Annotated in this window: 25 protein-coding genes and 2 tRNA genes; 9 read left to right on the top strand and 18 right to left on the bottom strand. The window is 59.1% G+C overall.

The annotated features are described in order from the left end of the window. Positions 1-59 precede the first annotated feature (59 nt). From AC3WRD_RS01835 to AC3WRD_RS01820, 4 genes are all read left to right on the top strand, one after another. Positions 60-806, top strand: coding sequence for a 2OG-Fe dioxygenase family protein (locus AC3WRD_RS01835; protein WP_096821932.1), 747 nt, complete (start codon positions 60-62; stop codon positions 804-806). Positions 807-885: 79 nt separating this feature from the next. After that, the gene (locus AC3WRD_RS01830; RefSeq protein WP_096821986.1) at positions 886-1,263 is read left to right on the top strand and encodes a GNAT family N-acetyltransferase; all 378 of its coding nucleotides are present in this window, start codon (positions 886-888) and stop codon (positions 1,261-1,263) included. Further along, positions 1,260-1,976: an AzlC family ABC transporter permease gene (locus AC3WRD_RS01825; RefSeq protein WP_085608636.1), complete on the top strand. Its 717-nt coding sequence runs from the start codon at positions 1,260-1,262 to the stop codon at positions 1,974-1,976. The genes AC3WRD_RS01830 and AC3WRD_RS01825 overlap by 4 nt, the downstream gene beginning before the upstream one ends. Then, positions 1,955-2,272, top strand: coding sequence for an AzlD domain-containing protein (locus AC3WRD_RS01820; protein WP_007909127.1), 318 nt, complete (start codon positions 1,955-1,957; stop codon positions 2,270-2,272). Before AC3WRD_RS01825 ends, AC3WRD_RS01820 begins: the two co-directional genes overlap by 22 nt. On the opposite strand, the gene AC3WRD_RS01815 is transcribed toward AC3WRD_RS01820, so the two are convergent. Next, positions 2,189-3,115, bottom strand: a complete 927-nt coding sequence (locus AC3WRD_RS01815; RefSeq protein ID WP_085712740.1) for a LysR family transcriptional regulator — start codon at positions 3,113-3,115, stop codon at positions 2,189-2,191. The genes AC3WRD_RS01820 and AC3WRD_RS01815 overlap by 84 nt on opposite strands. Before the next feature lie 479 nt (positions 3,116-3,594). Between AC3WRD_RS01815 and AC3WRD_RS01810 the strand changes: the two genes are divergently transcribed. Then, entirely contained in the window at positions 3,595-3,813 is a 219-nt protein-coding gene (locus AC3WRD_RS01810) for a tautomerase family protein (RefSeq protein WP_065257763.1), read from the top strand. Between the two features lie 49 nt (positions 3,814-3,862). Next, positions 3,863-4,573 carry an SDR family NAD(P)-dependent oxidoreductase gene (locus AC3WRD_RS01805; protein WP_096821934.1) on the top strand — a complete coding sequence of 237 codons (711 nt, stop codon included), beginning with the start codon at positions 3,863-3,865 and terminating at the stop codon, positions 4,571-4,573. Between the two features lie 171 nt (positions 4,574-4,744). Here AC3WRD_RS01805 and AC3WRD_RS01800 read toward each other — a convergent pair whose 3' ends face one another. After that, the gene (locus AC3WRD_RS01800; RefSeq protein WP_102620616.1) at positions 4,745-5,569 is read right to left on the bottom strand and encodes a 2OG-Fe(II) oxygenase; all 825 of its coding nucleotides are present in this window, start codon (positions 5,567-5,569) and stop codon (positions 4,745-4,747) included. 336 nt (positions 5,570-5,905) lie between these two features. Between AC3WRD_RS01800 and AC3WRD_RS01795 the strand changes: the two genes are divergently transcribed. After that, positions 5,906-6,331, top strand: a complete 426-nt coding sequence (locus tag AC3WRD_RS01795; protein WP_102620617.1) for a type II toxin-antitoxin system HicB family antitoxin — start codon at positions 5,906-5,908, stop codon at positions 6,329-6,331. 127 nt (positions 6,332-6,458) lie between these two features. Here AC3WRD_RS01795 and AC3WRD_RS01790 read toward each other — a convergent pair. From AC3WRD_RS01790 to AC3WRD_RS01760, 7 genes are all read right to left on the bottom strand, one after another. Then, positions 6,459-6,534, bottom strand: a tRNA-Thr gene (locus AC3WRD_RS01790). Between the two features lie 75 nt (positions 6,535-6,609). Further along, complete coding sequence (locus tag AC3WRD_RS01785; RefSeq protein ID WP_102620618.1) at positions 6,610-7,446, bottom strand: FkbM family methyltransferase; 837 nt, start codon at positions 7,444-7,446, stop codon at positions 6,610-6,612. 344 nt (positions 7,447-7,790) lie between these two features. Beyond that, positions 7,791-9,026, bottom strand: a complete 1,236-nt coding sequence (locus AC3WRD_RS01780; RefSeq protein WP_102620619.1) for a methyltransferase — start codon at positions 9,024-9,026, stop codon at positions 7,791-7,793. Then, positions 9,007-9,696, bottom strand: coding sequence for an ABC transporter permease (locus AC3WRD_RS01775; protein WP_007952568.1), 690 nt, complete (start codon positions 9,694-9,696; stop codon positions 9,007-9,009). Before AC3WRD_RS01775 ends, AC3WRD_RS01780 begins: the two co-directional genes overlap by 20 nt. Further along, complete coding sequence (locus AC3WRD_RS01770; protein ID WP_096821938.1) at positions 9,693-10,388, bottom strand: ABC transporter permease; 696 nt, start codon at positions 10,386-10,388, stop codon at positions 9,693-9,695. Before AC3WRD_RS01770 ends, AC3WRD_RS01775 begins: the two co-directional genes overlap by 4 nt. Positions 10,389-10,466: 78 nt before the next feature. After that, on the bottom strand, positions 10,467-11,216 hold the full coding sequence (locus AC3WRD_RS01765) for an ABC transporter substrate-binding protein (protein WP_096821939.1): 750 nt from the start codon (positions 11,214-11,216) through the stop codon (positions 10,467-10,469). A 13-nt stretch (positions 11,217-11,229) separates the two neighbouring features. Next, the gene (locus AC3WRD_RS01760) at positions 11,230-12,003 is read right to left on the bottom strand and encodes an ABC transporter ATP-binding protein (protein WP_007897462.1); all 774 of its coding nucleotides are present in this window, start codon (positions 12,001-12,003) and stop codon (positions 11,230-11,232) included. A gap of 552 nt (positions 12,004-12,555) precedes the next feature. On the opposite strand from AC3WRD_RS01760, the gene gabP reads away from it, so the two are divergent. Further along, positions 12,556-13,947 (top strand): GABA permease, encoded by a 1,392-nt coding sequence (gene gabP, locus AC3WRD_RS01755; protein WP_096821940.1) that lies wholly within the window; start codon positions 12,556-12,558, stop codon positions 13,945-13,947. Between the two features lie 70 nt (positions 13,948-14,017). Here the strand turns inward: gabP and AC3WRD_RS01750 are convergent, their stop codons facing one another. From AC3WRD_RS01750 to AC3WRD_RS01735, 4 genes are all read right to left on the bottom strand, one after another. Further along, positions 14,018-14,470, bottom strand: coding sequence for a hypothetical protein (locus AC3WRD_RS01750; protein ID WP_102620620.1), 453 nt, complete (start codon positions 14,468-14,470; stop codon positions 14,018-14,020). A gap of 6 nt (positions 14,471-14,476) precedes the next feature. Then, positions 14,477-14,890, bottom strand: a complete 414-nt coding sequence (locus AC3WRD_RS01745; RefSeq protein ID WP_096821942.1) for a hypothetical protein — start codon at positions 14,888-14,890, stop codon at positions 14,477-14,479. 30 nt (positions 14,891-14,920) lie between these two features. Then, entirely contained in the window at positions 14,921-15,895 is a 975-nt protein-coding gene (locus AC3WRD_RS01740; protein ID WP_102620621.1) for an alpha/beta hydrolase family protein, read from the bottom strand. 69 nt (positions 15,896-15,964) lie between these two features. After that, positions 15,965-17,023 (bottom strand): PDDEXK nuclease domain-containing protein, encoded by a 1,059-nt coding sequence (locus AC3WRD_RS01735; RefSeq protein ID WP_102620622.1) that lies wholly within the window; start codon positions 17,021-17,023, stop codon positions 15,965-15,967. Positions 17,024-17,284: 261 nt separating this feature from the next. Here AC3WRD_RS01735 and AC3WRD_RS01730 point away from each other — a divergent pair, with 261 nt between their 5' ends. Then, a complete protein-coding gene (locus AC3WRD_RS01730; RefSeq protein ID WP_096821945.1) occupies positions 17,285-17,734 on the top strand; it encodes a hypothetical protein in 450 nt (149 codons plus the stop codon). Positions 17,735-17,777: 43 nt separating this feature from the next. Here AC3WRD_RS01730 and AC3WRD_RS01725 read toward each other — a convergent pair whose 3' ends face one another. The 5 genes from AC3WRD_RS01725 to AC3WRD_RS01705 form a co-directional block, all read right to left on the bottom strand. After that, on the bottom strand, positions 17,778-18,089 hold the full coding sequence (locus AC3WRD_RS01725; protein ID WP_102620623.1) for a hypothetical protein: 312 nt from the start codon (positions 18,087-18,089) through the stop codon (positions 17,778-17,780). A gap of 135 nt (positions 18,090-18,224) precedes the next feature. Beyond that, positions 18,225-18,300, bottom strand: a tRNA-Phe gene (locus tag AC3WRD_RS01720). Between the two features lie 103 nt (positions 18,301-18,403). Then, on the bottom strand, positions 18,404-18,676 hold the full coding sequence (locus AC3WRD_RS01715) for an oxidative damage protection protein (protein ID WP_007952551.1): 273 nt from the start codon (positions 18,674-18,676) through the stop codon (positions 18,404-18,406). Then, complete coding sequence (gene mutY, locus AC3WRD_RS01710) at positions 18,673-19,740, bottom strand: A/G-specific adenine glycosylase (RefSeq protein WP_102620624.1); 1,068 nt, start codon at positions 19,738-19,740, stop codon at positions 18,673-18,675. The genes AC3WRD_RS01715 and mutY overlap by 4 nt, the downstream gene beginning before the upstream one ends. Further along, entirely contained in the window at positions 19,737-21,968 is a 2,232-nt protein-coding gene (locus AC3WRD_RS01705; RefSeq protein ID WP_102620625.1) for an AsmA family protein, read from the bottom strand. The genes mutY and AC3WRD_RS01705 overlap by 4 nt, the downstream gene beginning before the upstream one ends. Positions 21,969-22,135 lie beyond the last annotated feature (167 nt).

Raw genomic sequence — 22,135 nt, 5'->3', positions numbered from 1 at the left:
ATGGACGCAAATTCTCCACCTAATAGATTAGGCCGCTCAATGCAGCGGAGAATTTGGTAATGATCGTTTTAACCAGAGAAGTGGGCGAATCGCTACGGCGTGACAAGTACGCCAATGTGCAGGGTGCTGACTTCAATCTCTACGGTCATTTCGCCGACTTCGTCAGACTGACCAAAAGTTGGGAAAACATGGAGCCTGACAGTTACTACGGTCAGGCTGAAGCCGGCATGCGTTACCGTCGTTACAGCGACTTTGAGTACAACCCCAAGACACGCGAACTGAAGCAACTGGAACACCGCGCGTACGTGCAGTCCAAGGAAAACAATGCTTACGTGGGCGGCGTTGTACGGCACTTCCAGGACTTCTCTGATGAAGTCATCAGTTCGCCGGTGATGCGCAGCCTGATCGACACCGATTTCGAAGTGTACAAAAGCGTGTTGCCGGAAGAGCTGCACGATGAAATCTGGCAATGCCAGATCCATCAGATCCGCATCGAGATCAAACCCGGCAAACAACTGGAAATCACACCGGAAGGCATTCACTGCGACGGTTATCCGTTCAGCGGTGTGCACTTCTGGGGCCGCAACAATGTCGAGGGCGCCGAAAGTCGTCTGTACGACATTCACGAGCAGCAACTGGCGTCGACCACTTACCTGGAAATCCTCGACACCACTTACTTCCTCGACCGCGACATGCGCCACTACGTGACACCGGCACGCAATACCCACTCCCATGCCATGGCGTACCGGCAGATTCTGGCGATTTCCTTCTCGCGGCCCGGGACCGCTTTCGACATTGTTCGCTAATCAGATCACTCAAATTGACGGCGTCGAATGCTCGACGCCGGTGGTGCTGCGGCGCGCGACGGCCAAGGATGCGCAGCGCATGGAGCGCTTCTTCCGCCAGTTCGACGAAGTGTCGTTCTGCGAATGGCAGGACGCCAAATGCCTGCGCGGTGTGCTGATCCAGAAGACCACCACGGCGTATCTGGCCTTCGATGTCGAAGGCGAGATCGTCGGCGCGGTGCTGGGCGGCATGCTGGGCAGTCGCGGCACGATCAACCATCTGGCGGTCAGCGCGCGCTATCGCAGCCAGGGCGTCGGCCAGCGGCTGGTGGAAGCGGCGTCGGCCGACATGAAACGGGTCGGTGTGCTGCGGATGTTCCTGTTCGTCGATGATGCTAACCTCGCGGGCAAGCGTTTCTGGACTGCCCAGGGTTTTTGCGAACCTCACGGCGAGCGGACATTTGAGAGGGATCTATGAATGAAACATCCGGCAGTGCGCCGCTGATGGTCGACCGTCAGCCGTCGCGCACTTTTGCCGAAGCCAGCCCGGTGGTGGCCGGTTATTTCACCGTGTCGTTCGTGTTCGGGCTGATGGCGGTCAACGCCGGGCTGCCGCTGTGGCTGCCGGTGGCCATGTGTCTGTTCGTGTATGCCGGGGCTTCGCAATTCGCGGCGCTGGCGCTGATCAGCAGCGGGGCGTCACTGACCACCATCGTGCTGACCACGTTTCTGATCAATGCGCGGCACATGCTGATGTCGGTGTACATGGCGAAGGCCCTGCGGGCGCTGGGCCTGAGCCGCATGGAGCGCTGGTGCTACGCCGGCGGCCTGACCGATGAATCGTTCGCCTTCCACAGCGTCAAACTGGGCACCGGTGCGCCGGTAAACATCCGTTATCTGATCGGCTTCAACCTGTTCTGCCACACCTCCTGGGTGATCGGCGGATTGCTCGGCGCCCTGTGCGCGCAGTACGCGTCACACCTGATCAAATACCAGCTCGACTATGCGCTGACCGCGATGATGCTCTACGTGCTGGTCTCGCTGTGCAACACCCGCAACAAACTCATCGCCGCACTGGCCGCTGTGGTCTGCATGGGCGCACTGAGTCTGGTCGGCAGCTCGCCATTCAACGTTTTCATCGCCACGTTTGTGGGCTGCGGAGTGGGTGTATGCCTGACCAAACGTTCCTGATTCTGGTGGTCGCGCTGATGATGGCCGTGACCTTCCTGCCGCGTGCCTTGCCGTTGCAGGTCAACACCGAGCACTGGCCGCCCTTCATCGCCCGGGCGCTGGAATACCTGCCGGTGGCGATCGTCGCTGCGATCAGCCTGACTCCCTTGTTGATCAAGGATCAGCACATACAGCTCGATCGCCCGGAATTCTATGCAGCGATTCCGACGCTGTTATGTGCGTATTTCAGCAAAAACCTCTTTCTCAGTGTGGCGGTTGGGACGGCTGCGTACATTGCGCTCGGCTCGTTCATGTAGCGGCAGATCGACCACATCGTTCAACGCCTGGCCGGACAGATCCGGGTTGTTCACCGCCAGGCGCACTTCGAGGAAATCCTCGAACCCGGGAAAAATCGTCAGGCCGTTCTTCTGTGCGGCCTCGCGGGAGACCATGCCGACCGCGTCCATCTGCGTGATGAGCGACAGGGTCAGCGTTTCGCTACAGGAATAAATCGTCCGCTGGCTGTTCTCGTGATTGCCCAGCCCGGCGTCGAGAAAACGCAAAAAGCTGTGGGAATACGGACAATCTTCTGCCGGACGCACCTGAAACTTGTTGCCGAGCAACGTCAGCGGATCGTTTTCCTGGCCGCAATGCGCGCCGACCACTTGCACCTGCACTTCAGGCAGGACAATGCTCGGCAAACCCGGACGCTGCGGGCCGATCAACACCGCGAGGTCGAAGTCCTCGTTCTTCAGCTTGCTGAGGTTTTCCATCGACTCGGCGTAGCTGAATTCCATCTGGTAGTCGGGAAACACGTCGATCAGGCGTCCGATCAATCGTCGGTTGAAATCCGGGTCCAGCGTGGTGTTCAACGCCACTTTCAACGTGCGCTGTCCCGGCACCTTCAGCGCCTCGACTTTCTCTTCCATCTGCCGCGTGGCAATCAGCACTCTGTCCATATAAGGCGTCAGCTCCGTGCCTTGCGGCGTCAGCGTCAGGCCCTTGTTGGAACGGCGAAACAAGCGGAAACCGAACTGTTCTTCGACCTTGTTCAACTGCGCGGCCAGGGCCTGCACAGTCAGGCACGAATGCTCGGCTGCGGCCGACAACGAGCCGGTCTGCACGATGCGCATGAGGTTGCGTAAGGTTCTGCTATCCATGGGTAATGCCCTCTGAAGTGGGCTGGGTATTGTTGTGTACGTGACGGCCTGAACGGCTCCATTTGCCGGCTATATTCCTGCACCTGAGCATAGTTGTCGCGCAATTAGTAGCGAATTGATGTCCCTGCCGATGGCTGGAGGCTGACACAGGATCGGGGTTTTTGGTGACGTGGGGATGATTGGGGTCAAAAAAAGTGCACGGTTTGGGTGCGTTTGCGGGGATTTTCAAAGGGAAACGACTGACACGAATGGGGGCTTTCGCCCGCAATTTTTACGGATAGGTCTCAGAGATCACTGCGAATGAGCTGATATCGGACGCGGTCTTTTGCTCAAATTCAGGCCTGGTTGTGACAAGTTATTCATTACACCACCTCACAAATGAAGTACTCCACCCCTACTTTTTCCCCTACCGGCACACGCCTAAATTGAGCTCCAACACCTGACCATCATCCCGAGGCCAGGTCACTGGAGTAATCGTCATGCCATTTGTCAGCGTACGCATCACCCGCGACGGTGTTACCCGCGAGCAGAAAGCTCAGGTGATCGCCGAAATCACCGAAACCCTGGAACGCGTCCTCAACAAACGCCCGGACCTGACCCACATCGTGATCGAAGAAGTCGACACCGATAACTGGGGTTACGCCGGCATCACCACCACCGAATACCGCCGACAACTGGCGGAACGGAATCAGTCATGACCGCACTCACTGTCTTTTCGGTCACCATCAACCTGTTGAGGATTTCATCATGAGCCATTCGAAAAAAACCGTCGTCATCACTGGCGCCTCCCAAGGTCTGGGCGAAGGCATGGTCAAGGCCTTCCGTGAACTGGGCTACAACATCGTCGCCACCTCGCGCTCGATCAAACCGTCGAACGACCCGCAGATCCTGACCATCGCCGGCGACATAGGCGATCCTGCCACCGCTCAGCGTGTGATCAGCGAAGGTGTGGCGCGCTTTGGCCGCATCGACACCCTGGTCAACAACGCCGGCATCTTCGTCGCCAAACCGTTCACCGCTTACACCCCGGAAGACTACGCTGCGGTGCTGTCGGTCAACCTCAACGGCTTCTTCTACATCACCCAACTGGCCATCGCCGAAATGGAAAAACAGGGCAAGGGCCACGTGGTCAACATCACCACCAGCCTGACCGACCACGCGGTCGACGGCGTGCCCTCGGTCCTCGCCTCACTGACCAAGGGCGGTCTCAACGCCGCCACCAAATCCCTGGCCATCGAATACGCCAAACGCGGGATCCGGGTGAACGCGGTTTCGCCTGGCATCATCAAGACGCCGATGCATGGCGAGGAAACCCACGCGGCACTGGGGGCTCTGCACCCGGTTGGGCACATGGGCGAGGTCGACGATATCGCGCAGGCCGTGGTGTATCTGGATAACGCGGCGTTTGTGACGGGTGAGATTCTGCATGTGGATGGCGGGCAGAGCGCCGGGCACTGACCGTCGGCGTGTCGATCGGGTGCAACTGATTGACCTGATGCGGCTGGCCGAGGCTTCGGTCAGCTGCATCGATAGGTTCAAGCCGCAAAGGGGCTTGTTTTGCTTTTAGCCTGTCAATGAAACCAGGATTGCAGAATCAATTTGATACCGAACGGATCGCTGAAATTCGGCTCAATCTTTTTGATCCTTTTTATTGATCAGCTTGGTTCCTCGTCCCACTCGCAGCACTTTCGAGACCACATTACGAAGGCTGTTGTCCACAATACCCAGCAGGCGACGACCTGTTTCCTCCGGGCGGCCACTGAACGACGTTACGTGAAAGTATTCGTGATCATCCGGCGAAGTTGCCGAGAAGTAATAGTTGGAAACACAGCACCGAGGCATTTCGGCGCGAACACCGCTCACGGAGTGCCAGGAGTATTTGTTGGTTTCCATCACCACCAGGCGATTGCACTTGGACACGATCGTTTTCTGCTGCTTGACCTTCGGATCCCACAGCTCAAAGTTGCCGCCATTTTCAAGCACCCAGTCGGGCGACACGTAATAGAGCAGATTCAGGCGGCGGTACAGGTTGCGCGTGCCGTCGTGGCTGTTGTCGATGTGAGGGTTCAGAAAGTCGCCTTGGAACATCATCGACAGGCCGCCGGCGTACAGGCTTGGGTCCGGCACGACATCGTCCATCCCGACCAGTTGTGCAACCTTGGCCACAACAGATTCGTGCTGCATTGCGTAGGTCACGGCGCTCAGGATCTGCGGATAGTCGGAGAGATTGGTCAGCGTCTTTTTCTTCTCCCGGAACGACTGGCGGTCAAAGAACCCATCAGCATTACGCGGGAACGCCTCATAAATCGCCTCGGCCATTTCGTCCGTGAGCAGGTCGTCAACGAAGAAGTGGCGAGTGTGGGTGCCCTCGGGATTGTTCCACTGTCTCTGAATGTCAGTGCCCATTTCGTCAAGCCGATTGACGATAAGCGCAGCGATTTGTGTGACTTCCATTTGAGATCCTTGGCCTGGTGGCATTTGAGCGACCAACATTCTCCCCGAAACGGATCATCGTATTCAAACGGAAGCAGTTATTTTGGGAATGGTGACAGATCTATTTTTAGCACGCTCATCTGATACGGAGGGGTAATGTTGAGCGTGGGAGGGAAGCTGCAAGTGCGTGTTGTAACCAGAAAATCTTGCACCTTGATCACGTATTGAGTGCCGGGTATGGGTAGGCTCTGAAAATGATCCTTCCCAAGGCCGCACTGGAAATAAATCTGTCCCCATTTTTCAGTCGTCCCCATTTTTCAGTCCCCATTTTTCATGTACCCCATCAGAGGAAGCGTGATGTTCGAATATGCGTTGGAAGTCCACGAAGAGCGGGGCAGTGTCTGGTTGTCCTGCGCAGAAATTCCAGAGATGCACGCCGCTGGCGACACCCTCAAGGAAGCGCTCGATGGTGCCATTGATGCTATGGAAACAGCCTTCTCTATCTACGTTGATGATCGCCGGTTGATTCCGACAGGTGATGCGAAGGAGCAGGACAGTGACGCTGTTTTGCGTCTGCCTGCGTTGACTGCCGCGAAGGTTGCGCTGTGGAATACGCTTCTGGAGTCTGGAATGAGCAACGCGGAGTTGGCACGCCGTTTGGGTGTGCAACGGCCTCAGGTAGATCGGTTAGTCGATTTCCTTCATCACTCCAAGATCGAGAATGTCGAGCGTGCGTTGCAGCAGCTTGGGCGGCGGATTTTGCTTTCGGTTGAGGCTGCGTAGGTTCCACAACCGAATGATGGAGAAAAGCCCCCGACAGCGATAGCTGTCGGGGGCTTTTCATTTGGGGCGGAAAACCAAACCCCAGAAACAACAAAGCCCCTGCATTTCTGCAGGGGCTTGTTTTGTATGGTGCCGGCACCAGGAATCGAACCCGGGACCTACTGATTACAAGTCAGTTGCTCTACCATCTGAGCTATACCGGCGTGTGGGCGACGATTATAGCGACTCGGTTGCTTCTGTAAACCCCTGAATTCAGACTATTTTTGCGCGGGCTTCGATCAAGCCCGGCGCAGGACGTTGCGCAGTTTCTGGATCGCTCGCCAGGCGCGGTTGTTCTGGAGGGCGCGCAGTTGGGCTTCGGCGTGTTCGGCGCGTTGCAGAGCGGCGCTGATTTGCGCCAAGGCGTCGGCTTCGCCGGGGCTGACGGGGTGGGCGAAGGGGTGGCCGAGGCATAGCTGGAAGTTGTCGAGTTGGCAGGGCGCCATGTCGAAGGCCGGTTTCAGATTCAAGTGTTCGTCGGCCAGGAAATAGCTGTTGAGGCCGTCGAAGCAAACGTTGGTGTAGCCGGCGTCGGTGACCAGGTGTTCCCAGGTGTGGTCGCGCTCGAACGGGGTTTCGATGAGGATGATCCATGGACGGAAGCGGCTGAAGTCCATGCCGCGCAGCACGGTTTCTTCGTGGCCCTCGACGTCGATTTTCAGGAAATGGATTTCGCGGCCGCTGGCGTGTTCTTCGCAAATCGAGGTCAGGGTCCGGGCCTGGACAGTGAGGCTGCGCACATCGAGGCCGAGATCGCGGCGCTCCTGGGCGGTGACTGGGTCGGCGGTGGACAGGCCGGTCCCGGGAATGCCATAGAAGGTCACTTCGCCGGGCTCATCGCTGGCGATACATTGCAGCGTCGTGTCGCGCGGGCGTTGTTGGCACAGGGCGTCGTGGAAGTTCTGCATCGGCTCGACGTTGATGCCGCTCCAGCCGCGATCGTAGAACGCCTTGGTGACCGAGTCGTGGGTCGGATCGTTGGCGCCGACATCGATGTAGAAGCCGTTTTCAAAGAGCTTGAGGGCGCGCCACAGGCGGATGTCTTCGAAATTCTGTGCGTAAGAGATGAACGTCACGATCGCTCCCTGTTGGTCAGGTTCTTCTTGTTCGTGCGTGCGCTGCCGGCACGGTGTGAGCCTGTATAGCAAGGGTGGTGGGCAGGCGCAATTTTCGGTTGCCGGCGTCCGTGATTCGGCGGTTATGTCCTTTTGCTTGGGGGCTTATGCACAACAGGCGTTTAATTCGACAGGGTCAGGCGGGATTTTGTGGACGGGTTCTCATTTGAATCGCAAATCCCTGTTTTACCGGTTTTTTATTCATATGAACAAAAAATGACCAGGGCTGTTAATGGCTTGAAACAGCCGTGGATATTGGATCCACGATAAATCCATCAACAGAGTTATCCACAGGCTGCAAGGAATTAAGCGCGTTCGGCCAGCAGCAGGAAATTGCGGGGTGTGAGCGGCGCCTCGCAGAAGGTACCGAGACGTACGACGTATCCCTGTTCGGTGAGGAAAAGTGCCCGATCAAGATTCAGCCAAAGCTCCAACGGTCGTCGGAAGAGTCCGCGCATTAATTCCAGGTTGCGAACTTCGGCCAACCGCTGCCAACCCGCTGCTTCCAGTGCCGGCCAATCGTGCTCGCCGATTGTGGATAACTCTTTCAACGCCGCCAGGTCGCGACAGAAGTCGTCGAACGGCTTGTCCAGCCAGGCGCTGGGAAGGGATGGCGTCGGGAGGTACTCGTCGATGCCCCGCACTTGCCGTTGCAGCAGATCGAAGGCCAACCGACGGGCCATGGAGGTATCACGTTGACGTCGGACGCGGGCCCCGGCAGTGACGGTTTCGCTCATCGGTAGGGACAGATCTTCCAGCGAGAGCTGGAGGTCTGATCGCGAACCAGCGGAGGACAATGCCTGATATTCAGTAAGACTGATCCGGTTGTAGCAGCACGGTGCGATCGCCAATTGTCGGCAGCCAGCGTCGGAAGCCAGTTGCATCAGCCGCACATGCAGGTCGCCGCAAGCGTGCAGGGCGACGGGTGTGTGCTCGGCGTTCAGCAATAAAGCGGTGTTCGCCGCGAGCACATCCTGCTCGACATGCAGCGTATTCAGGTGATGACGTTGACTCAGCGCCTGACCGCTGGCGACCAGCGCCGGGTCATATTCCAGACAGGTGAGTTGCTGGTCAGCGCCGAGCAGGCGACGGCCCAAATGACCTTTTCCCGAACACCAATCCAGCCAGTGCTTCGGTTGCGAGGCAAACGACAAACGGCTGGCGAAGGCCTCGATCTGCTGCCATTTGCGCCCCGGCACATCGACATTCAGTCGATGGCTGGAAGCTTCCAACTCGTGTGCAGGTAATTCACCCACCGAGCTCAGCTCAAGCGATAACGCTGCCAATGAAGCAAAGGGTTCGGGCGCACCCAAAAGTTCGGCAGGATGGTTGTGGGCGTTTTCCGCATCCTCCAGCGACCGACCACGTAGCCACAAGGCCAGCTCCGGGTAGGACGCTTCCCAGGGCAGTTGCAGATGAGTGAACGGGCGGGGTTTCCACAGCGCCTGATGCGCTGTAAGAAATGTATCCAGTGCCGTGAAACGGGCGAGCAGATCCTCGCCCGTCAGCACGTAAGAAGCTTCAGCGCCCCTGGCAGGCATCGACGCGCAGCCAGCGTTCCAGCAACTTGAAGCCGCGAACCAGCACGTAGGCCATTACCAGATAGAACACACCGGCCGCGAAGAAGATCTCCACCGGCAAGTAAGTGCGGGCAATGATCGTACGGGCCATGCCGGTCAGTTCCAGCAAAGTCACCGTACTGGCCAGGGCACTGGCCTTGAGCATCAGGATCACTTCGTTGCTGTAGGCCGGCAAGCCGATGCGCGCAGCACGCGGCAGGATGATGTAGAACAGCGCTTTCGGCCGGGACATGCCCAGCGCCCGCGCCGCTTCTATCTCACCCGGCGGAATCGCCTGAATCGCGCCGCGCAGGATCTCGGCGATGTACGCCGCGGTGTGCAGTGTCATGGTCGCGGTGGCGCACCAGAACGGATCGCGCAGGTACGGCCACATCGAGCTGTTACGGACCGCGTCGAACTGTGCCAGGCCGTAATAGACCAGGAACAACTGAACCAGCAACGGCGTGCCACGGAAAAAGAAGATGTAGGCGTAGGGTAATGCGCGCACGTACCACAGCTTCGAAGAACGGGCGATGCCCAGCGGGATTGCCAGCAGCAGCCCGGCGATCACGGCGATGGCGACCAGTTCCAGGGTCAGGGTCGCGCCCTGAGCCAGTTTCGGCAGCCACTTGATGATGACTTCCCAGTTCATTGAGCGCTCCTCGCGAAGCCGCGTGCGGCGCGTTTTTCCAGGAAGTGCATGCCGGTCATGGCCAGTACGGTCAGGCCCAGGTACATGAAGGCGGCGACCATATAAAAGGTGAACGGCTGTTTGGATACGGTCACGCCGATCTGCGCGTGTCGCATGATTTCTTCCAGACCGATCACCGACACCAGTGCGGTGTCCTTCATCAGGATCATGAACAGGTTGCCCAGACCGGGCAGGGCGATGCGCCACATCTGCGGCATGATCAGCCGGGTGAAGATCCGCCATTTCGACAGGCCCAGGGCCACGCCGGCCTCACGGTGGCCTTTGGGAATGGCGAGGATCGCGCCACGGAACACTTCCGTGGCGTAGGCGCCGAAGCACAGGCCCAGCGCAATGACGCCGGCGGCGAAGGCGCTGAGTTCCAGATCGGGATTGCCGAAGAACTCACCGAGGGCGCGCATGGCGTTGACCGTACCGAAGTAGATCAACAGCACCCAGAGCAATTCCGGGACGCCGCGCACCAGGGTCGAATAAGTGCCGCCAAGCCATTGCAGCGGCTTGTACGGGGAAGTCTTGGCCAAGGCACCGAGCAGACCGAGCACCAGCCCGAGGCACAGGGCCGAGAGTGCCAGTTTGACGGTCATCAGCGCGCCGGCGGCGAGCGCCGGGCCGAATCCGTAGAGGTCGATAATCATGGATTTCTTTTCAAATCGCGGCAGGCAAGGCCGGGGATCGGCGCCACTCTGTAGCGGCGTCGATCCGGCAGGTCAGGATCAGTAGATGCTGAACGGGAAGTACTTGTCGTTGATCTTCTTGTAGGTGCCGTCGGCAACGATTTCCTTCAGCGCGACGTTCAGCTTCTCGCGGATGGCGTCGCCTTTACGTACAGCGATACCGATCTTGTCGCTTTCTTCCACCGGGTCGCCCTTGAATTCGTAGGCTTTGCCGGCGTCGCTTTTCAGCCACTCGTAGTTGACGTATTTGTCGGCGAGGATGCCGTCCAGGCGACCGGAAGTCAGGTCGAGGTAGGCGTTTTCCTGGGTGTCGTAGAGCTTGACGGTGATGTCGTCACCGAAGTGATCTTCCAGGAAGGTGCCGGCCAGGGTCGCGCGCTGGGCGCCGATCACTTTGCCCTTCAGTGCAGCCTTGTCGGTTTTGAAGTCGACGTTTTTCGGCGCGATGAATTGCAGCTTGTTGGAGTAGTACGGGTCGGTGAAGTCCACCGCTTGCTTGCGCTCGTCGGTGATCGACATCGAAGAGATCAGGAAGTCGAACTTCTTGGCGTTCAGGGCCGGGATGATGCCGTCCCAGTCGGAGGTGACCACGGAGCACTCGACTTTCATCTTGGCGCACAGGGCGTCGCCGATGTCTTTGTCGAAGCCGACGACGTTACCGCTGGCATCTTTGTTGTTGAACGGCGGGTAAGCCGCTTCGATGCCCATCTTCAGGGTCTCGGCCATGGCGCCGGCGCTGAACGCCAGGGAGACGGCGGCGGCCAGGAAGACCTTTTTGTAGTTCTGCATGCGGGTAGCTCCGTTAGCGGTTGCTGGACATGAATTGTTTGCAGCGCGCCGAAAGCGGGTTTTCAAACACCTGCTGTGGCGATCCTTGCTCTTCGACCAGGCCCTGGTGGAGGAACACCACTTCACTGGAAACCTGACGGGCGAACCCCATTTCGTGGGTCACGAGCAGCATGGTGCGGCCTTCTTCGGCCAATGCGCGGATGACATTAAGTACTTCCTGGACCATTTCCGGGTCAAGGGCGGAGGTGGGCTCGTCGAACAGGATCACCTTGGGCTGCATCGCCAGCGTGCGGGCAATTGCCGCGCGTTGTTGCTGGCCGCCGGACAGTTGCGCCGGGTAGGCGTGGCGCTTGTCGGCGATGCCGACCTTGGCCAGCAGGGCTTCGGCGACTTCGATGGCTTCGGCCTTGCTCTGGCCGAGCACGCGGCGCGGGGCTTCGATGATGTTGTCGAGCACGCTCATGTGCGGCCACAGATTAAAGTTTTGAAACACAAAACCAATCTCGGAGCGCAGGCGATTGATCTGCTTGCCGTCGGCGGCAACCAGCTCGCCATTCTTGGCGGCCTTGAGCTTGAGTTCTTCCCCGGCCACCAGGATCTGGCCCTGATGCGGGTTTTCCAACAGGTTGATGCAACGCAGGAACGTGGACTTGCCGGAACCGGAGGAACCCAGGATCGAGATCACATCGCCGTCGCGGGCGGTCAGCGAGATGCCTTTGAGCACCTCAAGCTGTCCGTAGCGTTTGTGCAAGTTGCGGATTTCAAGCGCGGGCGTGGCCTCAGCCATGTGCGTTCCTCATATATGTTGCGCTCCTGCTGTTGGTTGGCCTTCCTGGCGAGGCGGCCAAGCTAGCATAGCGTTTCAATGGCAGCCAACAGCGCTACGGGCGGTAAACGGATGGCGTGTGGCAGGTTGTCGCATCGGCGCAGCAGACTGTCGCCCCATCAACAACCGAACGGGTGTTTGAACGTTGATTCCCGTGGGTGCCGCGTAAAAAAAGGCGCGATGTTGCCACCTTTGGCGGGGTGTTGGAAGCGCTAACCGGCCGAACGTTCCTCATTCGCCCTTTTATTGTGCATCCCACACTTTTTCAGTGTGTTTCTGGTGCGCTCGATCGTTTAAAAAGTGAGTCGCAGGGTAACGCTTTGGCGAAAGGCCAGCATTCTCAAGGACTTGCGATGACTGTCCGGTCGCGCTGAAAACCGCGAGGCAGAAGAGTTTGAAACATTTTGGCGCAATTATTGCGTGCAGAATCCGGAACGCCCCGTTGGATTCTTTTTACGAGAAGGAACGCCAGACGGGACGGACTGAATCGCTTTCCTCGCAAAGGTAGTTTCAATGAGCAGTACCCAAAGCTCCAATGGCCTCGAACAGGGGCTCAAACCGCGTCATGTGACCATGCTGTCGATCGCCGGGGTGATCGGTGCAGGTCTGTTCGTAGGCTCCGGCCACGCCATCGCCGCCGCTGGTCCCGCTGTTCTGCTGGCGTACGCCGCTGCTGGCGCGCTGGTTGTGCTGGTGATGCGCATGCTCGGCGAAATGGCTGTTGCTTCGCCTGACACCGGCTCCTTCTCGACTTATGCCGACCGCGCCATCGGCCATTGGGCCGGTTTCACCATCGGCTGGCTGTACTGGTGGTTCTGGGTACTGGTGATCCCGCTGGAGGCCAACGCCGCCGCGACCATCCTGCACGCCTGGTTCCCGAGCGTGGAAATCTGGGCCTTCGCGCTGATCATCACCATGCTGCTGACGGTGACCAACCTGTTCAGCGTGAAAAACTACGGTGAGTTCGAATTCTGGTTCGCCCTGCTCAAAGTCGTGGCGATCATCGGTTTCATCATCCTCGGTATCGCGGCCATTTTCGGCTTCCTGCCGAACAGCCAGGTCAGCGGTGTTTCGCACATCTTCGACACCCAGGGCTTCCTGCCAAACGGCATGGGCGCAGTATTGGGTGCGATCCTGACCACCATGTTCTCCTTCATGGGTACCGAGATCGTGACCATCGCGGCCGCGGAATCGAAGAACCCTGGCAAGCAGATCTCCAAGGCCACCAACTCGGTGATCTGGCGGATCGGCCTGTTCTACCTCGTATCGATCTTCATCGTTGTGGCCCTGGTGCCATGGAACGACCCGGTTCTGGCGAGCCTCGGCTCCTACCAGACTGTGCTTGAGCGCATGGGCATCCCGAACGCCAAGATGATCGTCGACATCGTGGTACTGGTCGCGGTGACCAGCTGCCTGAACTCGGCGCTGTACACCTCTTCGCGCATGCTGTTCTCCCTCGGCAAGCGTGGTGATGCTCCTGCCATGGCAACCCGCACCAACAAAAGCGGCACCCCTTACTGGGCAGTGATGCTGTCCACTGGCGCGGCGTTCCTGTGCACCTTCGCCAACTACGTGGCCCCGGCTGCGGTGTTCGAGTTCCTGCTGGCCAGCTCCGGCGCCATCGCGCTGCTGGTGTACCTGGTGATCGCGATTTCGCAACTGCGCATGCGTAAACAACGCATGGCTCGCGGCGAAAAAATCGTCTTCAGCATGTGGCTGTTCCCGGGCCTGACCTACGCGGTGATCGCCTTCATCGTGGCAGCCCTGACCATCATGCTGTTCCAGGACGCCCACCGTGTGGAAATCCTCGCGACCGGCCTGCTGAGTCTGGTCGTTGTGGCGACCGGTCTGTTGGTAGCTCGCCGTCGCAAGGCGGAAAACCGTGGTGCGGCGGTTCTGAACTGATCCGTATCGCGTAATGCAAAACGGCCGCTGTCAGTGATGACAAGCGGCCGTTTTTGTTACTGAGCGGGGTTTATTCGCTCTTCTCTTCCGGCGCATCCAGCGACTGGCCGTAGGTGTCCAGCGCAATCCCGAAGTCGGTGATGAACTGTGGTTCGCTCAGCCAGGCCTGGGCGGTCTCGCGATCCATGCCGTCGGCCCACATGCGGTAGTCGATCAGCATGTCGGCGGCCAGGTGGGTGGCGGCCATGCCTTCGTTGTCGGCGTTTTCCATGTCCAGCAGTTCAGGATGATCAACGATGATGAACGCCAGCTCCCGCAGCAGCGTCAGCAGCATGTCGTTGCGGCTGACGGCTTCGGCGTCGCGCATCTTGCTGAACATCGCCAGGGTGTATTCCGGGATCGGCTCGGCCAGGTGACCGAGGTCATCGTCCTGGGCTAGAGGTTTGCGGCCGACCATGCGGATCTGCTTGGCTTTGGCCTTGGCGCGTTTGGCGCGTTTCTGCTGCTTGTTAAGGGATGCCATGGGAACTCAGTTTTTCTGTTGGGTTTGTGCGGCGATTGCGTCGGACGCGGCCACATAGTCTTTCTGGAAGGCAGGCGATTCAATCCACGCCAAGGCGCCGGCCTCGTCGGTCTCGGTGGACCACTGGCGGTACTCGATCAGTGCGGCGAGGATGAAGTCCATCGCACCTTCTTCGCCTTCCTGTTCGTACACCAGTTCCAGCAACGGGTCTTCGAGGAACGCAGCGCACATGGCCTGCTGGCTGATCTTCTCGGCGTCGATCATTTTCTTGAACAGCTCGGTCAGGTCCACCGATTCGAAATCGATGCGGTCGTCGTTCGGGTCTAGCTCGACTGGCGCTTCCGCACGTTTGGTGCGGTTCTGCTTGGCCTTGGTCTTGGCCCGGGCGGCGCGTTTTTGCTGCTTGTTGGCGGAAGCCATGGTGTGTGTTCCGTGGTGCGTTGGAGGGGTTCAGCTGCTCGGTACTTGCCGCCCCGGTGTGTCGGGGGCCAGTGCGCCGGTTTGCAGCCAGGTCAGAGCGATGGGCCATAGTGTGGCTTGGTATGCGCTGCGAAAAAAGGCGAAATGTCCGACTTCTTGTTCGCCGATGTCCTGGGGTTCGATTCGCAGGTGGGTCTTTTGCGCACTGTCGAAGTAATCGAGCAGGCGTTCGGTTGCCGGAATGGTCCCGTAAGGATCGTCGCCGATACTGATTGCCAGGGTGTTTGCGTGGACATTGGAGAAGGGCAGGCGGCCGTTTTTCGCCAGCATCGCCCGACCGCTCGGACGCTGCTCATAACGTGCGCCAGGCGTGCTCCAGTCGCGCACTACGCCCGCGGGCGTGTCTTCCAGCCAGCCGAGGCGTTTGCCCGGAAAGTAGCCACAGAGCAGCGTGACCAGTGGCATCAGCAGATGCCATTTGCCGAACATCCGCCAGCGATGCTCGGGCGCGTAATCGCGCCAGTAAGCGAATTGCGCGCCGACCGTAACCAATCGTCGGATTACCTGCCCGGAGGCCCCCAGCCCCGCCGCACAACCACCGAAGCTGTGCCCGACCACATCGATCGGCTGGCCGGGAAACTCCCTCTGAGCGCGTTTGAGCATCGTCTCGAAATCCAGCACGCCCCAATCCGTCCACGAAGCCTGCAAATGCCTCATCGACTTCGGGCGCGATTCACCAATGCCCCGGTAGTCATAAATGATCACGTCGAAACCGTTGGCAAACAGGTATGCCGCGAAGCGCGAATAGTGACGGCAGCGCACGGAAGTGGCGGCGTTGATGATCACCACGGGGCGCAGTGGGTCGGGCGAAGCGTGGCGCCAAGTGAAGCCGCCAAGACGATAGCCGTCGGCGGCGGGCTCCTGAAAGGGTGCGTCCTGAACATCGCTTGCGAGCGCGGTTCTGTTCCGGGCATCTTCCAGTGCGTGCGTCTCTTGAAAACCCATGGCTCTCGATCTTCGCGGAGTAGCTGCCAACGATAGTCTCAGGCGGCTCCGTGAACAATCCGTCGTCGGTTAATCATCCGGCTGATCAATCAAGCGTTCTTCCAGCAGCGTGTGTTCCCGGTTGAGCTCCGCTCGTAATTCCTCTTCGCTCGGCAGCACCAGTTTGTAGCTGCTGGCGAACAGTTGTTCATTGCCCTTGAGGATTGTGTAGCGCGCAACCGATTCATTTTGTTGTGCACAGAGAATGATCCCCACCGTAGGCCCGTCGCCCTCACTGCGTTTCAGGTCGTCGTACATGCGTATGTACATGTCCATCTGTCCCACGTCCCGAGCGCTGAGTTTGCCGCGCTTCAGATCCAGGATGACGAAGCATTTGAGCAGATAGTTGTAGAACACCAGGTCGATGTAAAAATCATCGTCTCCAGCACTGATGCGTTGCTGACGGCCGACAAAAGCGAAGCCCTTGCCCAGTTCGAGGAGAAAACCCTGGAGCTGATCGATCAAGGCCTGTTCCAGTTCTGACTCCTGAAGCTTGCCCGGTGATGGCAGGCCGAGAAATTCCAGAAGGACGGGGTCGCGGATGAATTCCCGGGGATTGCTTTTCATCGCGGCAATGTTGGTCGCTGCCTCTGCATAGACGTCGGTTCTGTCTCGGCTCATCAACAGACGTTCGTAGTAGAGCGTGTTGATCTGGCGATCCAGGGCGCGGCTTGACCAGTTTTGCGTGGCGGCTTCGTTCATGTACCACTGGCGGGCTGATTCGCTTTCTATCCCCAATAGCTTGCGATAGTGGGTCCAGCTCAATTCGTGACGCAGTGCGTCACGAATTGGAAATGCCTGATAAAACAAACGCATGTAGCGAAGGTTTGAAGAATCGAAGCCTTTCCCAAAGTCCGCAGTCAGTTCTTTTGCCAACGTAGCCAGAAGTTGTTTTCCATACCCCGCCCGCCGGGCCCCCTGTTGTTCGAACTCGACAATATGTCGCCCGATCTGCCAGCAGGTCTGGACCTGAATCGTGTCGACCGTTCGCAGCACTTTCTGCCGCGCCTGGCGTATCAGGTCACCCAGATCGCCCAACAGCGAATCGAATTTTGGATCTTGCGTATCAGCAGGTTCAAGTTGGCTCATCAGGTCTTCCGGCTCAGGAGAAACAGAAGCAAGAGCATGCCAATAACTCACGGACTGGCGATGCCGGCCGTGTCTGGCTCAAACGAAGGAAGGGGGGACGGGGTTTGCAAGATACGACCGACGAAGATAGCGATTGAGGAATACAACGCGTAGTCCTTTTCGTACCCGCTCCAAGTTCCAATCAATCTAAAACCCGTCCCGCTCAGCAAAATCTAAACAGGAGTAACGATTGGGTTCTGCGAGAACCCGGGAGTACTCATCATGAAACGCGTCATTTCATTCATGCTGCCGGTCGCTGCAGTGGCTGTTCTGATGTTCCCGCTCATGGCGCAGGCGAGCAGCGCCGAGCCGATCGACAGTGCCGGTGTGCAAGTCCAGCAACAACAGCAAAACGGTATCAATTACCTGTCCGGAGGGATTGGCCTGGACGAGTCGCGAGCCATTCAGCAAGCCGCCGGCTACAACCTGCACATGACCTTCTCCGTCGGCGCACAAAATCTGTACACCTCGGACGTCGACCTGGTTGTCCAGAAAGCGACAGGACAACCGGTGCTGAACCTGAGTCAGATCGGGCCGCTGGTCTATGCGCAACTGCCGCCAGGCAAATACACCGTGGTTGCCACGCGCAATGGTGAGGTGCGGCGGGACGTTGCCAATGTTGGCAGCGGCGGGGCAAGTAACCTGGTGTTCCATTGGGATTGGCATCAATAGCGTCGACCGGGACGGGGTTCGGGCTGAATCCCGTCCGTTACGATCACTTGCGTACCTTCAGGTAGATCCGTAACCCGAACAGCGCAACGCTCACCAGCATTAGGGGGACGAGGCTTTGCCACACGACTTCGAACCAGTACCTGCGCGGTTGCAGATCCCGGAGGTAGGTTGTGCGCGGGCCGCGATTGGTTGTGGTGATCGAGCCACTGATCAGGCTGTCGATGATCATGTAAATCGACGCGCCAATGGCGAACGTTATCAACAGCCCGACAAGAAGCGTCAGCCAGAACGAAGCCCGGCTCTGGCGATAGGGTGGTGGATGGGGCAGGGGGATGCGGGTTCTTTTCTGGTTCATCGACTGGATGACCCTCTTCCGTAAGGGTTGGGAAAAGTATCGCGAATTCCGGCCTGCAAGAAGCGCGGGATCCAGCCACCATCAAATCGCAGGCATAAAAAAACCCTGAATCTTGCGATTCAGGGTTTCGGTATTTGGTGCCCAGAGACGGAATCGAACCGCCGACACGGGGATTTTCAATCCCCTGCTCTACCGACTGAGCTATCTGGGCAACGGGGCGCATTAAAAGGGTTTTTCGGATTTACGTCAAACACTTTTTTAAAATTTCTTAAATTAATTCCGTCGCTTACGATCCGACCCCCGATTTTCGGGGGTTATTCCGCTGGCGGCACGTAGCCTTCCGCCTGGGCGTATTCCTCGCCGGAGAAGTACTTGTCCATTTCGCCCTGCAGAAATTTGCGATCTTCGGCGTTCATCATGTTCAGGCGTTTTTCGTTGATCAGCAGGGTCTGGTGTTTCTGCCAGTCGGCCCAGGCCTTGGCCGAGACGTGTTCGAAGATGTCCTGGCCCTTGGCGCCCGGGTACGGTGGGCGCTCCAGACCTTCGAGTTGTTCTTTGTACTTGCGGCACATTACGGTGCGGGTCATGTCGACTCTCCTGCATTCAAGACGGCGGCCGCGCGTTCGAGCAAGGTTTTGACCGGGGCGGCGAGGCCCAGGCGCGGCGGGGTGGCGAGGTTATACCAGAGCCAGTCGGCCTCGGCCACGTGACCGCCCGCCTCCTGCACCTGAACCAGCCAGGGTTCGATGGACAGCTGGAAATGGCTGAAGGTGTGGACAAGGCTCGGCAGCGCCTGCTGCTCGCCCAGTTCCAGCGAGTGCTGCGCGGCGAGGTGTTGCAGGTCGTCGAGGTCGTCGAGTTCCGGCAGGCTCCACAAACCGCCCCACAATCCGCTGGAGGGGCGGCGATAAAGCAGAATCGCGCCCTCCTCGTTGGCCAGCAGCGGCATCAGCGTGCGTTTCTGCGGGATGGCTTTACGCGGCTTGGGAATCGGGTAGCGCGTCTCCAGGCCGAGCATATGCGCTTCGCAGCCCTTCTCCAGTGGACACAGCAGGCAGCTCGGTTTACTGCGGGTGCACAGCGTGGCGCCCAGATCCATCATCGCCTGGGTGTAGGCGTTGACCCGATCCTGCGGCGTGAAGCGTTCTGCGTTGGCCCACAGCTGTTTGGCGACCTTTGGCTCGCCGGGGTAGCCCTCCTGCGCAGTAAAGCGCGCCAGCACCCGTTTGACGTTGCCGTCGAGGATCGGTGCGCGCAGGCCCATGCTGATACTGGCAATCGCGCCAGCGGTGGACAGGCCGATGCCCGGCAAATCCGTGAGCTTCTCGACATCACGGGGAAACTCGCCGCCGTACTGGCTGACGACGATCTTCGCGGTCTTCTGCAAATTGCGCGCGCGGGTGTAGTAACCCAGGCCCGTCCACAGGTGCAGCACTTCGTCCTCCGGCGCTTCGGCCAGGGCTTCGACCGTCGGCAACGCAGCCATGAACCGGTCGAAGTAATTGAGCACGGTGCTGACCTGGGTTTGCTGCAACATGATCTCGGACACCCACACCCGGTATGGGTTGATGTTCTGTTGCCAAGGCAAATCATGGCGGCCGTGGCGGTCGAACCATTCCAGCACCGCCGTGGAAAACTGCTCCGCTCTCATCGCTTGAACAGCCCCTTCAATGCGTTTTTCAGTTCAGGGCTGACTTTGTCGCCCAGTTTCTCTTCGATTTTTTCGCTGAGTTTGTCGCCGGCCATTTTGGTCGCGACCTGGCCGAGCCGCTCGTTATCCACACGGCAAGCCTTGGCACCGAGCTCCAGCGGGCCACGGCAGCGCAGCGGCCACTCGATGCCGACGAATTTGTCGCCGACCTGACAGGCCGGGTCCGGCATGGCGCTGGTGTCGCCTTCGACGATGATGCCGACGCGATAGTCCATGCCCAGCACTTTCAGGTCGATGTCGCCGTCACCGTTGACGGTCATGCCCGGGATCCGCACTTTCAGGTCCGGGTTGTTGGCGACGCCGTTGCGGAAGGTCAGGTTGCCCTTGAGCTCCTGAAACGGCGTGTCCTTGCCGCGTGGCTCGCCGCTCAGGGATTTGCGGTTGAGCGTGGCGATGCCTTTGCACAGTTGCTGTTCAAGGTTGGCATTGAGCAGCACGCCGTTGTTGATCACGAAACTGGCGTTGCCGTTGAGGGTGTCGATCAGCGCCTGTTGGCTGTTGCCGCTACCGGTGACAGTGCTGGTGAGGTTCACCAGACCTTTGACCGGTGGATTCTTGCCCTGGCTTTCGAGGATTTTTTCCACCGGCACCCGGTTGATCCGGGTTTGCAGATTCAGCACTGGCGCGGTCTGGCGTACATCCAGCGTGCCCTTGGCTTCGAAGTCGCCGTTGTACAGCTCGCCGCGCAGATTCTCCAGGGTCAGCAGGCCGCCCTGGCCGGTGGCTTTCAGTGCAGCGTTCTGGATCGGCAACTTATCGAGGGTCAACTGGCCGAAGGTCAGGTCGGCGTTCACGTCCAGTTTGCTCAGGCGCTCCACCGGAAACAGTCGCTCGGTACTCCAGGCACTTTTGCTCGGTTTGTCCGGCAGCGGGGTGCTGCCGGCGCCGGCCATGGCATCGGCTTCGGTGCTGGCAACTTCGGTCTGACGCGCCTGGGTGGCGCTGGTGGCTTTTTCCGATTTTGGCGGCAGGTAGCGGTCGACGTTGAAAGTGTCGGCCTTGAGGATCGCCCGCAGCGATTGCTTGGCGAAGTCTTCGACGGCGATGCGGCCGCTGAAGCTGCTGTCGTCGAGTTTCAGATTGATGTTGTCCAGCGCCACGCTGGTGGGCGTGGCAGACACGCGGCTGACCAGCTCGACCTTGCTCAGGCTACCTTCGGCCATGGCCGGCAGGGTCTGGCCGATGCTGTCGACAAATTTCGCCAGATCGAACTGGGCGATGGAAATCCCGCCGGTGATCTGCGGGGTCTTGTCGAGATCGTTGGCCTTCAGCTCACCCAAGGCGCGCAACTGGTTGGCGGAGATCTTGATCCCGGTCCATTCGGCGACGTTCGCAGCCTTGTCCAGCAGCATCTGCCCCTGGGCGGAGAACGTCATGGCCTTGCCTTGCAGTGGATCGCCGGTCAGTTCGCCGGACAGCTTCAAGTCTTCGAACTTGTAGCGTTGCAGGGCGCGCTCGATGCGCAACTCGCCATTGAGCTCGGTGCGTACTCGCAACACGGGCTGATTGGTGCTGAGGAACGCCGTGGCTTTCAGCGGAATGTTGGTTGAATCGTGTACAGCGCCGGTGCTCAGCTGGATGCTTTCGGCACTGAACTGCTTGCCGGTCTGCTCGTCGTTGTATTCAACGCGGGCGTTGTTGACGGTCAGGCTGTCGATGTCGAGGCGGATCGGTTGCGGCGGTTTTTCCGGCTGGGCAGGCGTTTCGGCAACCGGCTCGCCAGCGGCAACCGGCGGGGTGCTGCCCGGCGCAGGCGCTGCGGCAGGCAGCTTGCCGATGTCTTCCCAGTTGCCGTGACCGTTCTTGTCACGGTTCAGGCGCAGGTTCAGGCCTTCGACACGCACATCGCTCATCTGCACTTCGCGGCGCAACAGTGGCAGCACGCGCACGGACAGGCCGAGCATCTGCAGATCGGCAAACGGTTCGGCGGGCTTGATCAGGGTGGCGACGCTGGCCTCGTGCAATTCCAGGCCGAGCCACGGGAACAGGCTCCAGCCGATATCGCCATTGAGCGTCAGCTCGATGTGGGCCTTGTCGCGGGCTATCTGGCGGATCTCGTCTTTGTAGTCGTTGGGATCGAAGAGGTGGGTCAGGGCGAAGCCCGCCGCCACAATGATCAGCAACAGCCCGAGAAGTACCAGACCCAGGATTTTGCCGAACGCTTTCATGGGCGAGTCCTTGTAGTTAGTCGAATTCGTAATTTAGCCGGGGAGTATAGCGCTGCATAACCCCGCGCTGGTGCGGCGTCCTGAGGAACCTGTTGATCCGCGACGTGCAGCGCTTCGACAACGGTCGGCAGGAGGGTTCCCCGGTCACAGGAGATCAGATGACTCAA

It is taken from the genome of Pseudomonas sp. FW215-R2 (assembly GCF_058789255.1).
The sequence above is the reverse complement of the archived record's forward strand: the minus strand, read 5'-3'. Positions and strand labels throughout refer to the sequence as shown.

Bases quoted from the DNA above. Each gene is read 5' to 3' on its own strand.
- AC3WRD_RS01770 (WP_096821938.1), bottom strand. From the start codon at position 10,388: ATGATTATCGACCTCTACGGATTCGGCCCGGCGCTCGCCGCCGGCGCG.
- AC3WRD_RS01800 (WP_102620616.1), bottom strand. From the start codon at position 5,569: ATGGAAGTCACACAAATCGCTGCGCTTATCGTCAATCGGCTTGACGAA.
- AC3WRD_RS01830 (WP_096821986.1), top strand. From the start codon at position 886: ATGGAGCGCTTCTTCCGCCAGTTCGACGAAGTGTCGTTCTGCGAATGG.
- AC3WRD_RS01735 (WP_102620622.1), bottom strand. From the start codon at position 17,023: ATGAGCCAACTTGAACCTGCTGATACGCAAGATCCAAAATTCGATTCG.
- AC3WRD_RS01780 (WP_102620619.1), bottom strand. From the start codon at position 9,026: ATGCCTGCCAGGGGCGCTGAAGCTTCTTACGTGCTGACGGGCGAGGAT.
- AC3WRD_RS01745 (WP_096821942.1), bottom strand. From the start codon at position 14,890: ATGGCTTCCGCCAACAAGCAGCAAAAACGCGCCGCCCGGGCCAAGACC.
- AC3WRD_RS01815 (WP_085712740.1), bottom strand. From the start codon at position 3,115: ATGGATAGCAGAACCTTACGCAACCTCATGCGCATCGTGCAGACCGGC.
- AC3WRD_RS01750 (WP_102620620.1), bottom strand. From the start codon at position 14,470: ATGGCATCCCTTAACAAGCAGCAGAAACGCGCCAAACGCGCCAAGGCC.
- gabP (WP_096821940.1), top strand. From the start codon at position 12,556: ATGAGCAGTACCCAAAGCTCCAATGGCCTCGAACAGGGGCTCAAACCG.
- AC3WRD_RS01760 (WP_007897462.1), bottom strand. From the start codon at position 12,003: ATGGCTGAGGCCACGCCCGCGCTTGAAATCCGCAACTTGCACAAACGC.
- AC3WRD_RS01835 (WP_096821932.1), top strand. From the start codon at position 60: ATGATCGTTTTAACCAGAGAAGTGGGCGAATCGCTACGGCGTGACAAG.
- AC3WRD_RS01805 (WP_096821934.1), top strand. From the start codon at position 3,863: ATGAGCCATTCGAAAAAAACCGTCGTCATCACTGGCGCCTCCCAAGGT.
- AC3WRD_RS01740 (WP_102620621.1), bottom strand. From the start codon at position 15,895: ATGGGTTTTCAAGAGACGCACGCACTGGAAGATGCCCGGAACAGAACC.
- AC3WRD_RS01820 (WP_007909127.1), top strand. From the start codon at position 1,955: ATGCCTGACCAAACGTTCCTGATTCTGGTGGTCGCGCTGATGATGGCC.
- AC3WRD_RS01825 (WP_085608636.1), top strand. From the start codon at position 1,260: ATGAATGAAACATCCGGCAGTGCGCCGCTGATGGTCGACCGTCAGCCG.
- AC3WRD_RS01730 (WP_096821945.1), top strand. From the start codon at position 17,285: ATGAAACGCGTCATTTCATTCATGCTGCCGGTCGCTGCAGTGGCTGTT.
- AC3WRD_RS01705 (WP_102620625.1), bottom strand. From the start codon at position 21,968: ATGAAAGCGTTCGGCAAAATCCTGGGTCTGGTACTTCTCGGGCTGTTG.
- AC3WRD_RS01795 (WP_102620617.1), top strand. From the start codon at position 5,906: ATGTTCGAATATGCGTTGGAAGTCCACGAAGAGCGGGGCAGTGTCTGG.
- AC3WRD_RS01775 (WP_007952568.1), bottom strand. From the start codon at position 9,696: ATGAACTGGGAAGTCATCATCAAGTGGCTGCCGAAACTGGCTCAGGGC.
- mutY (WP_102620624.1), bottom strand. From the start codon at position 19,740: ATGAGAGCGGAGCAGTTTTCCACGGCGGTGCTGGAATGGTTCGACCGC.
- AC3WRD_RS01810 (WP_065257763.1), top strand. From the start codon at position 3,595: ATGCCATTTGTCAGCGTACGCATCACCCGCGACGGTGTTACCCGCGAG.
- AC3WRD_RS01725 (WP_102620623.1), bottom strand. From the start codon at position 18,089: ATGAACCAGAAAAGAACCCGCATCCCCCTGCCCCATCCACCACCCTAT.
- AC3WRD_RS01765 (WP_096821939.1), bottom strand. From the start codon at position 11,216: ATGCAGAACTACAAAAAGGTCTTCCTGGCCGCCGCCGTCTCCCTGGCG.
- AC3WRD_RS01715 (WP_007952551.1), bottom strand. From the start codon at position 18,676: ATGACCCGCACCGTAATGTGCCGCAAGTACAAAGAACAACTCGAAGGT.